We start from the raw sequence: 15,405 nt of genomic DNA on the forward strand, positions 1-15,405 counted from the left end.
CTTAAAAAAATTCAGAATGTTAAGTCATTAACACTTTATGCCTGTGTTACAGGAATACGTAACTCTTTTGGCAAACTAAATGTAATATTTTCTTCACGACCATCCAATTCTTGCGGAGATTTAGCCCCCCAATCTTGTAAGCGCTGAATTACCTGTTTAATTAAAATTTCAGGTGCAGATGCTCCTGCAGTTACACCAATTTTTGTGTGCTCATTAAACCAGTCTTGCTGCAACTGATCTGCATTGTCCACCAAATACGCATGCTTACCCATCCGTTCAGCCAATTCACGTAATCGGTTCGAGTTCGAAGAGTTCGGGGACCCCACAACCAATACAACATCACATTGCGCGGCCAGATCACGTACGGCATCTTGGCGGTTTTGAGTGGCATAACAAATATCATCTTTACGAGGCCCCTGAATTTCAGGGAACTTCTGACGTAGGGCATCAATGACTTTTGCTGTGTCATCTATAGAAAGCGTTGTCTGAGTTACAAACGCTACTTTTTCAGGATGCACCACTTTGAGATCAGCAACATCTTGTTCATCTTCAACCAAATAAATCGAACCACCATTTTTGGTGTCATATTGGCCCATTGTCCCTTCAACTTCTGGGTGACCTTCATGACCAATCAAAATCGCTTCCACGCCTTCACGTGCGTACTTGGTCACTTCTATATGTACCTTGGTCACCAAAGGGCACGTCGCATCAAAAACTTTTAGCCCACGGCGCTCAGCTTCTTGTTGTACTGCTTTAGATACACCATGCGCACTGAAGATCACAATATTGTCATCAGGGACTTCATCCAGTTCATCCACAAATATCGCACCACGTTGACGCAAGTCGTCCACCACAAATTTATTGTGTACCACTTCGTGACGTACATAAATGGGTGGGTTAAAGCATTCCAATGCACGGTTCACAATCGCGATGGCGCGATCAACACCTGCACAGAAACCGCGTGGATTAGCTAAAACAATTTCCATAGAATCCTCAATGCCCACTCAATTTTACGGGTATCACTTGAAATAAATGTAAACAATAGACGTCTGACTATTTTGTTTGGCGCGCGTCTACTCTAAAATAGAGAAGATATTTTATCATATCAGGAAAAATATCATGTCGGGTCTCTTGTTTGTCGTTTCTGCTGCATCGGGAACGGGCAAAACATCCCTCGTTAAAGCCCTGCTTGAACGTGTAAACAATTTACATGTCTCTGTTTCTCATACCACTCGTGGTCAGCGTCCTGGCGAATTAGACGGCGTACATTACCATTTTGCTAAAAAAGAAGATTTTCTATCTTTGGTAAATGAAGGCGGCTTCATTGAATATGCAGAAGTTTTTGGTAATTATTACGGTACTGCACAGCGCACAGTAAAAGAACAATTGGCCAAAGGTCATGACGTTTTACTTGAAATTGACTGGCAAGGTGCTGAACAGGTTCGTAAACTTTTTCCTGAATCTAGACAAATTTTTATTCTTCCTCCGAGTCAGTTCGATTTACGTCAACGTTTATCCAATCGTGGTACAGACTCTGTTGAAGTAATTGAACATCGTCTTAGCTGTGCCGTAGAAGATATGCAGCAATACGTTAATTTTGACTATATCATTATTAATGATGACTTTAATAAAGCACTGCATGACTTAGAGTCCGTTATTATTGCCAATCGTCTTGTTTTAAAACAACAAGCTATGCGCCATGAAAAACTGATTGAGAAATTAATCACCCCTACGGAACAGTGATTAAAACTTGAGTCTATAGACAAAGCACCTTATACTGCACAGTCTGTTAAAATTTTATATTCAAACGAGAATTCTTATGGCACGCGTAACCGTTGAAGATTGTTTAGACCATGTAGACAACCGCTTTGAGCTTGTACTAGTGGCAAGCAAACGCGCGCGTCAATTGGCACGTCAAGGTATCGAACCTACTGTTGAGTGGGACAATGACAAACCAACCGTTGTTGCTCTTCGTGAAATCGCAGCGGGTCACGTTTCTAAAGACATTTTGAAACAACGTGAACAAGACTACCAAACTTCAAGTTTAGACCTTGCACTTTCTGCAAATAACCTAAACTTAGACGGTTTTTCTTTCCAATAAGATAAACCTGACCTTAAAAGCCTAGTTTTTAACTAGGCTTTTTTTATGGATTCTCTTTAATATTTTACTCAGAACAGTTATAACATAAGCTTAAGAAGTGCAAAGCAAGCAAAAAAGATTTTCATTTTTTTAAACTAAAAAATTGACAAGTCATGCAATATGCATTTCATTAAAGTATTAACCGTTTCATTTGTAAATCAGTAGTAAAAGGGTGTTCTATGCCAGGCCCAATGGTCAGCCAAGCCAAGCAACAGTTAAATGTGATTATCGACGCTTACCTTTCAGTAAGTGATGTCGAACGCGTGCTTGAAGCTTGCGACTATGCGGATATTGCTCATGATGGCATTACACGTAAAAGTGGCGAACCCTACATCCTCCACCCAATTGCGGTGAGCTGTATTTTGGCGCATATGCGTCTTGATGCGGAAACTTTAATGGCCGCTTTACTACATGATGTCATTGAAGATACCGAATTTACAAAACAAGATATTACTGAAAAATTTGGTCTGACCGTTGCTGAACTCGTCGACGGCGTCACTAAACTCAGCCACTCTAGTGATAAAGAATATAATAAAGCCGCATCCTTCCGTAAAATTCTGCAAGCCACCCTACAAGACCCACGTGTCATTATTATTAAACTGGCGGATCGTTATCACAATATGACCACACTAGGTGCTTTACGCCCTGACAAACGTGCTCGTATTGCCCAAGAAACTTTTGAAATTTTTGTGCCTATGGCACGCCTTGTCGGTATGAATGAAATGGCCGACAACCTTGAACATTTGTGTTATCAAAATCTCGACTTAGATATGTATAACAATGTTCAAGAAGCTTTATTACAAACCAAGCCGAAACGCTGCGAATACCAAACCAAGTGGGAAAACAACCTCACCGCCTTACTAGAACAACACCATATTTCAGGTCGAATTAAAAAGAAGAATAATAATATTGAATTACTTCGTCACTTTGTAAAAAACGATATTGATCTGCAAGAGCTCACCCATAGTCATGCCTTTGAAATTATTTTACAAAGCATCGCAGACTGTGACCGACTTGCTGATATCCTCAAAGAAAGCTTTAAAGTTCTAAATTACACCGATCATATTCGCCGCCCGTTACCCGGTGGCAACCAGTCACTAATGATGCGCTTAAAAGGTGAAAAGACCATTTTATCTCTGACTATCCAAACGGAGTTGATGCGTAAAGCGGCGCGCTTTGGTGTGGTTCTCGGTGAAAATGCACCACAAGCTTGTCGCTCAGCGATCCAAGCCTCCATGCAAAATTTAAACGTGTTAGTCGATGGCGCATGTGCCAAGACCACATTTAGTGAATTACTCGATTATCTACATCAAGAGAAAATTTGGGTTTACACCCCACACGGTCATTTGCATGAACTCCCTCAGGGTGCCACAGCGGTTGATTTCGCTTATTCAGCAAGCTTATTTTTGGGCAACCATGCCGTTGGTGCGAAAATTGATGGGGAAACCAAGCCCCTTTCAACACCATTACTGAGTGGTCAAGTGATTGAAATTATCACTGATGTTCTTGCAACACCAAACCCTGACTGGCTAAGCTTTATTAATACCCAAAAAGCCCGCCGCGCATTACAAAATATCCTCCGCGACCAAGACCAAGATGAACAACGTTTAGTGGGTCAGCAAGCTTTAAATCGCGCATTAAAACTCTTTAACCGTTCTGTAAGTGATTTGACATTAGCGGATTGGGAAAATGTGCTGAATTGGCGTCATTTAAATGATAAAGAACAATTATTTGAACACATTGCCGTGGGTGACTTATTACCGCAATTGGTTGCTAATCATTTATATGCTCAAGATACCATTCAGAATTCAAACTCTGCACGCTTAATCTTGGGCACTGATGGCGTCGACGTTAAATATGCGCACTGCTGTAACCCTGTTTTAGGCGATCCAATACAAGGGCATTTATCACGTCGTGGTTTGATTGTGCACCGTTCACGTTGTCATAATTTATTGCATGAACAACATTTACATCCTGAAAATATCATGCCTTTACACTGGACTACAGAAGACAGTGAGGACATTAGTTTTACAGCCTATTTATGCTTAAACATGCTGTTAAATGATGAACAAATTTCAGAGCTGATCTATCTATGCCGTAAAGAAAAAGTCGGTGTAGAAACTGTCCGTTCACATGAAGAAAAAACCTATGTGAATATTGTTGTACACAATCGTAAACAAATTGCCGAAATTATCCGTAATTTAAGAATGCATTTTGGCTTCCCACGCATCAGTCGTTTGGCACAACCTGTTGCCATTGCTGAACCTGCGAAAGTTGCCAGCTAACCTGACACCGCTTATTTATATATGTTGTGTCTGTGATGATAATAGGAGAAATAGATGTCCCGCCAGGTAATCCATACTGAAAATGCACCCGCTGCAATTGGTACTTACTCACAAGCCATTTTAGTGGGCGACACTTTGTATTTATCAGGTCAAATTGGCTTAGATCCATATAGCATGGAGCTGGTAGAAGGCATTGAAGCTCAAATTCGCCGTGTATTCGACAACTTAAAAGCGGTATGTGAAGCGGCAGGTGGTACGCTAGCCGATATCGCTAAGCTGAATATTTTCCTCACTGACCTTTCTAACTTCCAATTGGTCAACCAAATTATGGGCGAATACTTTGCTCAACCCTACCCTGCACGCGCAGCACTCGGTGTAGCCAGCCTACCAAAAGGTGCCCTAGTTGAAATGGATGGCGTGGTTATTATTAATCAATAAGTTAGTAAACATTGCTTAAGCCATTCACTAAGTATCACATTCCAAAAGAACAAAAAGCCTCACATGGAAATCTGAGCATTACTCAGATTTCCGCTTAAATGACAGTTTTTATTCAAAAACTCAATCACTTTAAAAGCATTTTTAAATGATTTTTATTGACAAACGATAATAATTATCAATAATATCACTTATCCCATTTATTCACTTGGTTTGATTTCATGTACGTTTGTTTGTGCCGTGGTATTACTGATCAAGACATTAAAGATGCAATTGCCAATGGTGCAGAAAGCTATCGTGAAGTTCGCGATATGCTCGATTTAGGCACCTGTTGTGGTCGCTGTGCGCCTGAAGCACGTATGATCATCAGTGATGAAGTTGCGCAAATTGCAGCTCGGATCGCAATTGCTGCATAAACTAAATTAAATTTTCTCAACAATCATAATTATAAAACCAATGGTCTCAGACCATTCCTCCTCCCCCGCTTCTGACTCTAAGCGGGTTTTTATTTATTAAAGCCCTGAAAATTAGCGCCTTATTTTGATTGTGATTTTCATTTGCTGTTCTATAAAACACTCGCTAAATTACACTTTGTTGTTTAAGATATTTCTATTCTAATATCGAATTTATATTGCTTAGTTCGAGCTTTATTGCAGTTAAGGAGTCAGACATGAAAGGCAATCGTGATGTAATTAATCAGTTAAATCAGGTGCTTTATCATCATTTAACTGCAATTAACCAATATTTTCTTCATTCACGTATGTTTAACGATTGGGGCATTGAGCAACTGGGCTCTGCGGAATATAAAGAATCAATTCGTCAAATGAAGCATGCTGATAAAATTATTGAGCGAATTTTGTTTTTAGAAGGCCTACCCAATTTGCAGCACCTCGGCAAGCTCTATATTGGACAACATACCGTTGAAGTTTTAAATTGTGATGTGCGTAAAGTCAAAGAGAACATCGAAGCCATTCAAGTAGCAGTTAAGCTAGCAGAAGAACAGTTAGATTATGTCACTCGAGATCTGGCTCAAGAAATCTTAGAAAAAGAAGAAGAATGGTTGGATTGGACAACTACTCAATTAGACTTAGTAGAGTCTGTGGGTGTAGAGAATTATATTCAGAGTCAGATTTAAACTTATTAAAAAAACCCGCGGATGCGGGTTTTTTATTATCTGAATTATAATCAACTATTTCTTTAACAGTTATATTTAAACCTATCAATATTAATTTATTTCAAATTTAGAAAGATATTCTAAATTACTCTTTAGACTATCACTCATAATAGCATTACCTTTTGGTGTTGCGTATTCTAAATATAAATTACTATCAGTCGAAATCAATCGGCTTAATGTCTTATCTGTATTATTTGCAAGATTATCTACTCCTTTAGGTGACAATACGACAGAATCTTTAAAGGTTTTTTCTTTATGCTTTAATTCGTCAATCGTTAAGTCATTATAAGGATATTTTAAGCTATGCGATTTTAAGGCCTCATCACTATTCGAGGCAACAATGATACCTTGCCCCCCCGCAGAATAAAGCCATACATGTTTATAGACTGAGCGAACTGTATTTAAAATATACACTAAATCAATCGGATGCATATGATGTAGTTGAACCCATTGTTGTAGAACCCCTTCTTTATTTAATCTCTTTTCAGATAACTCATAGAATTCTTTATTGTAAAGATTTGCTGCACCAGCAAACCAAATACTTGTAATTTCTAAACTAATTAAGTCATATTTCTTATCTTGGGTTAATAAAAAATTTCGCCCATCCGTATAAATTAAATTGACCCCTGACTGACTTATTACATTATGGTTAATATCAGCAAAATATTTATTTGCCATAAATACAATATCTTTAGATAACTCAACAACATCAAGGGCTTGAAATCCCTGTTCATGTAATACACGAGCAGTCATACCTGTACCATAACCAATAGCTAAAGCGCTTTTACGTTCAGCATTATGCAGAAGAGGAATTAACGCAAAAGATTCCTGTGCTAAAGTTTCACCTGAATTGTTCCCTTGAAATTTACCATTAGTTAATAAGGTTAGATATTTACCATCAGAACTACGTGTAACGGAAGTCACGCCACCTTCTATACTTTCAGTATGATCTATTACATCTCCCCAATATGACGGCATGAAGTAAACATTCGCCCCTTGTGCCAAGCTGGTAAAATTCCAATTTTTTGGGTAGATTAGGAAAAGTACCAGAGTTGATACTACCACTCCAGCAGTATAAGGATTAAATTTATAATTTACTTTAATTACAGATACTGATACTAGTACTGCTAAAATTAATGAAATCACAGCAAGTAATAAAAAAACCTTATTTGAACCCATTAATGGTAACAATAAAAATCCAACCAATAAAACTCCAGATATATTACCAATAGTATTTAATGCACTTGAAATACCTAAACCTTTTGCATTACCTTGTCCCAGCCAATCCGCAGCTAAACTCATTGCTGCAGGATAGCTTGCACCGATGAAGAATGTCGCTGGAAGCATGGCCAAAGCACAAATTGCCCCCCTTAAAATCTCTCTTGCCCAAAATCCTAAATGGATATAGTTTTGCATCTCACCAAAGCTAGCAAAATAAGCAGGAATTCTATCCCATAATAATGCTGTAATAATAATAGATGCAGCAATTCCACATTGGGCAAGAACAATTAATGTTGTTCTATCTATATAGTTAAGTGCTTTTTTACCAAAGATTGAGCCTAAACCTAGACCCAATAAAAATACCGCAAGCATTAAGGCAAAAGCATAAACACTATTACCAGCCACTACTGCTAGCATATGAATTGAAACAACTTCTAGGCCTAGCGTAACTGCTCCACCAACAGTTAATACAATTAGTGCTACTATGCCAAATATTTTTGGTACATAAACTTTAGAAATGATAGATGTGTCATCATTTATTTCCTGAGTTTGTTTTTTTTGTTTTTTAAACTGCTCTATGGTATAGAGGGCGATCATCAAACTAAAAACGGCAGCTAAATTCGTCGCACCGATTCGACCTATTGCAGAAATAAAGAAATACCCACCAATAAATGAACCTAATGCAGCACCAATCACATTTGCACTATATAGTCGGCTAATTGCTGTATCACTTTGAATGTTGAGTTGTTTTAAATATTTAAACATAATGGGTAAAGTTGCACCCATCAAAATAGTAGGAATACCTAAAACAATCACACCCAACGCCACTCGTAAAAATGTTACATAAGGGTCATCTGCGGATAATCCAGTGACAGACACAACATAAATATTCTGAATGACCTTAAATAAAAATGGGGTAATAACTGCATATAGACCAATAAATGCTTCTATGCCTGCATAATACAAAAGTGGTTTTTTTACTTTATCAGCAATATACCCACCCAACCAAGCACCTAAAGCCATACCAGACATATAGGTTGTTAAAACAGTATATGAAGCTAAAGAGGTACTACCAAATGTAACTGCTAAACTTTTTGCATAAACTACTTCATACAATAAACCTGCAAAACCCGAAGCAACAAATACACCAATCACCCAGCGAGGGATAGTAGATGTTTCTGGTTTTTCCGTATCCTCTATGTCTAAGCTAGGGGTTATTACTTCAGCATCATTCCATACATATTTTATATATATACTAAATAAAATGGCTGTAACAACAACACTCCATATAGTAAAAAGTTGTACAAATAACAAATTACGATACAACCACTCTGATGAAACTAGCAACATGAGCATCCATATAATGAATGTTAATCCAGAACTCATCCAAAGTGTTGTGATTTTCTTATTTTTAAAAATAAAATTATCAGGATTTGCTAATCCTGTACCTATAAAAGCTGCAAATGGCAAAGCAACCACTAAATCTAAAAGATAATGTTCTCCAAAAGCAATCGTAGCGATGGCTGTTAATAACACAAATATAGTTGCTATATAAAAGTAAATTTTTCTACTCAATCCTGCTGTTAATAACCAGATTAATAATGCGCCTGTTAAGTGCATAGAGGGCATCCCATTACGAGCTGCAGGAGGAATAAAAACTTTACCACTCTGAACCTCACTAGCTGTTGGCATGTTTAGAGGGAAGTATTGAGTAGCAAACGCATATACAGGCCCGGAAACAGGAATAATGCTATAGCATATAAAAGCTAAACCAAAAGGGACAATAAGCACTCTAATAATATTATATTTTTTCTCTTTATTTTCCCTGATAAAGAGAGAAACTACTATAAATAAAACAATAGATAATAAAGAATAGACTTCCAGTACTAACGTTTTCCAAAAAGCATGAGACATCTCAAACCACTGGACAAATGGCAATGTTATATTTCCAAAAGCGGAATCAATTTTATATATATCAATATCATACACATGGGGTAAAATAAATTTATTAACTTCCAAAGCGGTTTGTGTAGACCATGCCATTAATATAAAAAGAAATGTCAATAAGAAATAAAGAATACTTAAATTATTATTTCTTTTTAAAAAATAAAAATATAGTTGTTTAAATAAAGTATATATTCCTAATGGAGCTAAGATAACCATAAGATTTGCAGAGGGGTTTGAGTATGCATTTGTTATATCTAAAAAAAATATAAAATAACCAACTATAACCAATCCCATAAATAAATAGGGCTTAATTACCTTGCTTTTAGCAATAGAAAACATCAAAGCACTAATACCAAAATATGCTCCAATATTATTAAGCATTCCCCAGTGATTTATGGTATAAAAACTAGGTAAAAAATTAAATGAATGGAATAACGAAAATGAAAATAATTGTAATAATATCGCTATAGGAAAAATAATTTTTAGCCAATATTTTATATTTTCATTTAAGTACATTTAAAAAATTTCCTTATATTTTATTTAAATAAAAAAAAGGGAGTTTCCTCCCTTTTTTAACTTTTATTAATTAACGGCAAGCAGCTGGTAGATATTTAGCACTTAATGAAGATGTACAAGCCCAAGTATATGAACCACTTTGCTCTGTCGGAGTTAAAGCAATAGTTTGAGATTTAATAGCATCATTTACACCTGCACTCTTCATAGTTGCAGTGATTACACCACTTGCACTGACAACTGTTTGGGCTACATATTTACCTGAAATAGCAGACGCTGCTGCAATACCCGCTTCAGCATTAGATGTAGGCCATGCACCTGTGTTAGAACGAACTTCTGTTACTGCACCTTTTTGACCACTTGCTAAAGTTACAGCTTCAGTTACTTGTGAACGAGCAATATAGTCTTGATAAGCAGGAATCGCAATCGCTGCAAGAATACCGATAATTGCAACAACGATCATTAATTCGATAAGAGTAAAACCCTTTTGAACTGATTTCATAACATTCTCCACAAATGTTTTTTAATTTAATTATTTAATAAAGCTATGTAGCTTGTTTTATAAATAGCACAGAGCGTGCCAAGATTTATTATAGTGAAAATGACAGAAAAAACAGCACTTTAAAAAAATATTTTTATTTTTTGTAATCGTTGCGTCTCTTTTTGTGTTTAAAAGTGACGATTTGTGTCACTTTATCACCGTTTTTTAGCGCAAAATAATGGGCGCATTTGCAATTTCATTCGTTCGATCTACAGACTTCCCTGCATAAAAGTGATCCATCACTTCACCAATCTCTTTTACACCAACCGTCAAAGCTGTTCGGTATTGTTTATTTTGCATGATTTGGATAATTCGCGCGCAAATATCCTGCCAAACTTGAGCCTCGGTCGCCTGCCTCATCCCGCGATCAATGACAATTTCAACCTGGCGTTCACACAAGTTTAAATAAAGCAAAACACCACTATTAAATTCCGTATCCCACACACCGAGTTCAGCAAAGAGCTGCTCAGCTCTCGCACGGGTATTTTGATAGTAGGCTTGGTTCGAAGGGATATGTCCTTCGATCACTACTTGTATTTCCCCCACATGGCCATGCTCAGCTTCTGTCACCGCTTGCGCAATGGCCTGCTGATCTTGCTTATTAAAAAACCGGTTTGCTGCGGGCATATAAAAGAAGTGCTTCAACCAGCGTTTAAAACTTGGTTGCTGTATTTCCTGTGTTTTAGGACAGGTGACAATTTCTGTTGTTTCTGTTTTCGTTACCATGAACCTGATGCTCCCCCACCGCCAAAGCCACCACCGCCTCCGCTATAGCCGCCACCACCAAAGCCACCACCTCCGCTACGGCCTCCACCACCCCCACCACCGGCAAGGAACATTTGAAAAATGGTTTGAGCAATAGCAGTGATGAGTAGAAAGAAAATTGCTCCCCCCATCAACAGACTGGTGAGTAGACCTGCACCATTGACCAAACCCGCAACGGTACCTGCAACAGCAGCAGTTGACGCACTTAAGCGCTTACCCACTATAAATGATGCAAAAATACCAATCACCAAAATGATGAGTACTGTCGTAAAAGTTTTCTCTTTGGCTTGCTGCTCGTGTAAGGCTTGTTCCTGACGTTCTTTCAGCTCTTGGGCTGCTTGAGCGGCAACTTCAGGGTCTTGATTTAAAATACGTGTTATTTCCGTTAAGCCAGCATCAATGCCTTGAGCATACTGAGCTTGCTTAAAATACGGCGTGATTTGATTACGGATAATTCGACTAACAATAATGTCCGGCATAATGCCTTCAAAGCCATATCCAGTCAGAATCTGTATACGACGATCATTCACAGCGATCGCCATCAATATCCCATTGTCACGTTTTGCTGAACCGAGTTGCCATTTTTCTGCAACACGCATGGCGTAATAAAAAATATCTTCTTGACCTGTGGTTGGCACAATCACGACGCCAATTTGTGCCTTGCCTTGTTCGTGTAACTGTAAAATTTTCTGGCTAATGGCTTGCTTTTCAGCAGCAGAAAGTAAGTTTGCCTCATCAACTACAGGTTCATTGAGCGTCGGCAAGCCACGAATCGACTCGCCATCTGCCATATCATTGGCGATATTCGGCTGCTGAATTTTGATTTCAGGCTGCGCTGTTGTATCTTTTTGCGTAGCTGACTGTTGATCTTTTAATATTTTACCGACAACAACTGTTTCAGCATCTACATCTGTAGCGGTGGCAGTTTCTGCATGTGTGAAACCCACCACACACAATAAGCATGCTAAAACCATGCGCTGCAACCACAACAAACCTGTATGTTTTAGCTCAAAATCCACCATCAGCCCACCTCACAATGCAGTGATGCCAATTAATTAAAATCAACTTTTGGTGCAGTTTGTGCACTTTGCTCTGCGCTAAAGTTAGGCTTGGTATCCATACCGATGACTTTAGCTGTCATCACTTGCGGGAACTGGCGTGCATAGCCATTAAAGTCTTGTACCGTAGTAATGTAGCGATTACGTGCGACAGCGATCCTGTTTTCAGTGCCTTCAAGCTGTACCTGTAAATCACGGAATTGCTCATTGGCTTTTAAGTCTGGATAATTTTCCGAGACTGCAATTAAACGAGAAAGTGCGCTGGTCATCTGCGCTTGAGCTTCTTGATATTTTTGGAACAGTGCTGGATCTTCCAAAACTTCCTTATCCACTTTTAAGCCCGCAACATTGGCACGTGCTTGAGTCACTTCGGTCAGTACTTGTTCCTCATGTTTCGCGTAACCTTTAACCACATTGACAAGGTTAGGTACCAAATCTGCACGGCGTTGATATTGGTTTTGCACCTCAGACCATGCTGCTGTAACGGCCTCGTCTTTGACTTGTAATGTGTTATAGCCACAACCACTCAGGGTCAACGTACTGACTAATGCGATTGCGAGCATGCTTTTTTTCATTGAATTCATAACCCTTAACCTCAAGTATTTATTTGTAATTGTTTAAATAAATTCATTCTAACCTTATTTTTCGAATGAATTATGTATTTTCTTTGTGATTAAACTGATCTACTCGAAAAATATTTAGCATAAAAAAAAGCCCACAACTCTGGCTTTTTTAACATTTTGAATTAGCTATACAACTGCGGTGTAGTTTCAGTCTGAAAACTTTCCATTTGATATTCATCAGCAAGGCGTTCTTTCCAATATTTCACGATCTGACTGTAATCAATTTCGCTCGGATGGAATTCTGCTTTGTAATATGACAAATATTCTGGCGTCAATTGAATAAACATTTTTGCCAATAAATACGCCCCGAATATATTTCCACCAATCTTCGGCAAACTTTTTTTCTTATCCTGCATAAATAGCTTCGTTGCAGAATAAAACGTAAGACTTGCAAAACCCGTGGTCACACTGCGCATAATCATCCGACGTATTTTGTCATCACCATAGACATGCTGATATACATCGAATGCCACTGCGCGATGCTCAATTTCTTCAATCGCATGCCAAACCCAAAGTTTCACTGCATCATCATCTAAAGTACTGAGCACTTCAGGATGTCTTAAAATATAGCCGCCAAGCAAAGCGGTAAAATGTTCAAAAGCACAGGTGATTGCAAGTTGAATCTTTGGATGTAAGTTTTTTACATAGCTGTCTTTACGTGCCAACCATGCCTGGAAACGATCTAAATTATAGCTTTCACTGCGCCAAGCATCGTTAAATTCAGCATGGGCTTTAGAATGCATCGCTTCTTGCCCAATGAATGCTGCGATCTCAGCTTGTAATTTATCATCACTGACTTTATCGCGTACATTACGCACGCTATGCACAAAGAATTGCTCACCAATGGGAAAGGTCGATGACAATGCCGTCAACAAATGCGACATCACCGGTGAATTGGCAAAATAATGCCGGCGAATCGCTTTAGGATTGAATTGTGCTCGACGTACCGTAATGCCAATGGCTTTAGGACGATTTAGATATGTTTTTTGTGTCGTCACTTGCGTCATGGTCGCTTCCTAAGATTTGGATCATGATCGCAGTATGTAATTCCTAAGCTCTTTCACACATGGCAAAATGTGCTAGCACATTTGCATAATTCACCATTCTAAAGCGCTGTCTGACAACTTTTCAGCGTATTTATCTGCAAAATCCATTCACGTGTCATTTGAGGTAAATTCCAAAAAATAAAAAACCCGCCGAAGCGGGTTTTTTGAATGAATCCAGTGTAAGCACTGGCGTGTCATGACTTAAACATCTAAGTAGTCAAGAATACCTTCTGCAGCTTGGCGACCTTCCCAGATTGCGGTTACCACAAGATCAGATCCACGTACCATATCACCGCCGGCAAAAATTTTCGGATTCGATGTTTGGAACTTAAATTCTTGCTGTTCAGCAGCAATGACGCGGCCTGAACCATCCATACTGATGTTTGATGTAGTAAACCAATCTGCGGGGCTTGTACGGAAACCAAAGGCTAGCAATACTGCATCTGCTGGTAAAATTTCTTCTGAACCTGGAACTGGCTCAGGGCTACGACGACCGCGACTATCAGGTGCACCAAGCTGTGTAGTCACAACTTTAACACCCGTCACTTTGCCATTTTCACCTACAATTTCAATCGGCTGACGATTAAATTGGAAATCCACACCTTCTTCACGCGCATTTTTCACTTCACGACGTGAACCCGGCATGTTTTCTTCGTCACGACGGTAGGCACAAACAACGGATTCGGCACCTTGACGGATCGAGGTACGGTTACAGTCCATCGCGGTATCACCACCACCGAGAACAATCACTTTTTTGCCTTCCATACTGATGTATTCAGATGGATCTTTTTCCCAACCTTGCGTACGGTTGACATTGGCAATCAAGAAATCCAGTGCATCATGAACACCAACAAGATCTTCACCCGCAAAACCACCCTTCATGTAAGTATAGGTTCCCATACCCATGAATACAGCATCGTAATCAGCCAAAAGCTGATCAATCGTCACATCTGTACCAATTTCAGTATTTAGACGGAATTCAACTCCCATGCCAGAGAAAATCTCACGGCGACGTTTCATCACATCTTTTTCCATTTTGAATTCTGGAATACCAAATGTCAGCAAACCACCAATTTCAGGGCGTTTGTCGAATACAACTGGCTTCACACCATTACGTACAAGAATATCTGCACAGCCAAGGCCAGCAGGACCTGCACCAATAATCGCAACTTTCTTGTCTGTCCACTTAACGTGTGACATATCTGGACGCCAGCCCAATGCAAAAGCCGTATCGTTAATGTATTTTTCAGCATTACCAATGGTGACTGCACCAAAGCCGTCATTTAGCGTACACGCGCCTTCACATAAACGGTCTTGCGGGCACACACGACCACAAACTTCAGGCAAGGTGTTGGTTTGATGACACAATTCTGCCGCTTGGAAAATGCGACCTTCTGCAATCAGTTTTAGCCAGTTTGGAATGTAGTTATGTACTGGACATTTCCATTCACAATACGGGTTACCGCAACCTAAGCAGCGGTGTGTTTGGTTTTTTGCAACTTCAGCTGTAAACGGTTTATAGATTTCCACAAATTCTGCTTTGCGGACAACTAGATCTTTTTTCTCTGGATCTTGGCGTGCTACATCCAGGAACTGAAAGTCATTATTTAGGCGCTCTGCCATGTCTCTCTCCGTGGGTAGGTGTAAGCATGTTTGG

Annotated in this window: 14 protein-coding genes; 6 read left to right on the forward strand and 8 right to left on the reverse strand. The window is 39.0% G+C overall.

Translation table 11 applies throughout. The features are described from left to right. Positions 1 to 35: 35 nt before the first annotated feature. A complete protein-coding gene (ispH, locus tag B1201_RS04535; RefSeq protein WP_078192516.1) occupies positions 36 to 986 on the reverse strand; it encodes a 4-hydroxy-3-methylbut-2-enyl diphosphate reductase in 951 nt (316 codons plus the stop codon). Positions 987 to 1,119: 133 nt separating this feature from the next. Here ispH and gmk point away from each other — a divergent pair, with 133 nt between their 5' ends. The 6 genes from gmk to bfr all read left to right on the forward strand — a co-directional run bounded on the left by gmk (position 1,120) and on the right by bfr (position 5,995). Continuing rightward, positions 1,120 to 1,743 carry a guanylate kinase gene (gmk, locus tag B1201_RS04540; protein WP_078192517.1) on the forward strand — a complete coding sequence of 208 codons (624 nt, stop codon included), beginning with the start codon at positions 1,120 to 1,122 and terminating at the stop codon, positions 1,741 to 1,743. Positions 1,744 to 1,819: 76 nt separating this feature from the next. Then, a complete protein-coding gene (rpoZ, locus tag B1201_RS04545; RefSeq protein ID WP_067762989.1) occupies positions 1,820 to 2,101 on the forward strand; it encodes a DNA-directed RNA polymerase subunit omega in 282 nt (93 codons plus the stop codon). A 218-nt stretch (positions 2,102 to 2,319) separates the two neighbouring features. Then, positions 2,320 to 4,425, forward strand: a complete 2,106-nt coding sequence (locus B1201_RS04550) for a RelA/SpoT family protein (RefSeq protein ID WP_078192518.1) — start codon at positions 2,320 to 2,322, stop codon at positions 4,423 to 4,425. 54 nt (positions 4,426 to 4,479) lie between these two features. Then, positions 4,480 to 4,863 carry a RidA family protein gene (locus B1201_RS04555; RefSeq protein WP_078189365.1) on the forward strand — a complete coding sequence of 128 codons (384 nt, stop codon included), beginning with the start codon at positions 4,480 to 4,482 and terminating at the stop codon, positions 4,861 to 4,863. A 218-nt stretch (positions 4,864 to 5,081) separates the two neighbouring features. Further along, positions 5,082 to 5,276, forward strand: coding sequence for a bacterioferritin-associated ferredoxin (locus B1201_RS04560; protein WP_078192519.1), 195 nt, complete (start codon positions 5,082 to 5,084; stop codon positions 5,274 to 5,276). Between the two features lie 254 nt (positions 5,277 to 5,530). Further along, positions 5,531 to 5,995 carry a heteropolymeric bacterioferritin subunit Bfr gene (gene bfr / locus B1201_RS04565; RefSeq protein WP_078192520.1) on the forward strand — a complete coding sequence of 155 codons (465 nt, stop codon included), beginning with the start codon at positions 5,531 to 5,533 and terminating at the stop codon, positions 5,993 to 5,995. 90 nt (positions 5,996 to 6,085) lie between these two features. Here bfr and B1201_RS04570 read toward each other — a convergent pair whose 3' ends face one another. From B1201_RS04570 to B1201_RS04600, 7 genes are all read right to left on the reverse strand, one after another. After that, positions 6,086 to 9,718 carry a fused MFS/spermidine synthase gene (locus tag B1201_RS04570; protein WP_078192521.1) on the reverse strand — a complete coding sequence of 1,211 codons (3,633 nt, stop codon included), beginning with the start codon at positions 9,716 to 9,718 and terminating at the stop codon, positions 6,086 to 6,088. 70 nt (positions 9,719 to 9,788) lie between these two features. Beyond that, the gene (locus B1201_RS04575) at positions 9,789 to 10,217 is read right to left on the reverse strand and encodes a pilin (protein WP_078192522.1); all 429 of its coding nucleotides are present in this window, start codon (positions 10,215 to 10,217) and stop codon (positions 9,789 to 9,791) included. A 204-nt stretch (positions 10,218 to 10,421) separates the two neighbouring features. Further along, positions 10,422 to 10,982 (reverse strand): TPM domain-containing protein, encoded by a 561-nt coding sequence (locus tag B1201_RS04580; RefSeq protein ID WP_078192523.1) that lies wholly within the window; start codon positions 10,980 to 10,982, stop codon positions 10,422 to 10,424. Further along, on the reverse strand, positions 10,976 to 12,043 hold the full coding sequence (locus B1201_RS17230) for a TPM domain-containing protein (protein WP_078192524.1): 1,068 nt from the start codon (positions 12,041 to 12,043) through the stop codon (positions 10,976 to 10,978). Before B1201_RS17230 ends, B1201_RS04580 begins: the two co-directional genes overlap by 7 nt. A 29-nt stretch (positions 12,044 to 12,072) precedes the next feature. After that, positions 12,073 to 12,663: a LemA family protein gene (locus tag B1201_RS04590; RefSeq protein ID WP_078189372.1), complete on the reverse strand. Its 591-nt coding sequence runs from the start codon at positions 12,661 to 12,663 to the stop codon at positions 12,073 to 12,075. 161 nt (positions 12,664 to 12,824) lie between these two features. After that, positions 12,825 to 13,709, reverse strand: coding sequence for a metal-dependent hydrolase (locus tag B1201_RS04595; protein ID WP_078192525.1), 885 nt, complete (start codon positions 13,707 to 13,709; stop codon positions 12,825 to 12,827). A gap of 240 nt (positions 13,710 to 13,949) precedes the next feature. Next, positions 13,950 to 15,371, reverse strand: coding sequence for an FAD-dependent oxidoreductase (locus tag B1201_RS04600; protein ID WP_078189374.1), 1,422 nt, complete (start codon positions 15,369 to 15,371; stop codon positions 13,950 to 13,952). Positions 15,372 to 15,405: the final 34 nt, after the last annotated feature.

It is taken from the genome of Acinetobacter sp. ANC 5600 (assembly GCF_002018395.1).
In the GTDB taxonomy this organism is placed as follows: Bacteria; Pseudomonadota; Gammaproteobacteria; order Pseudomonadales; family Moraxellaceae; genus Acinetobacter; species Acinetobacter amyesii.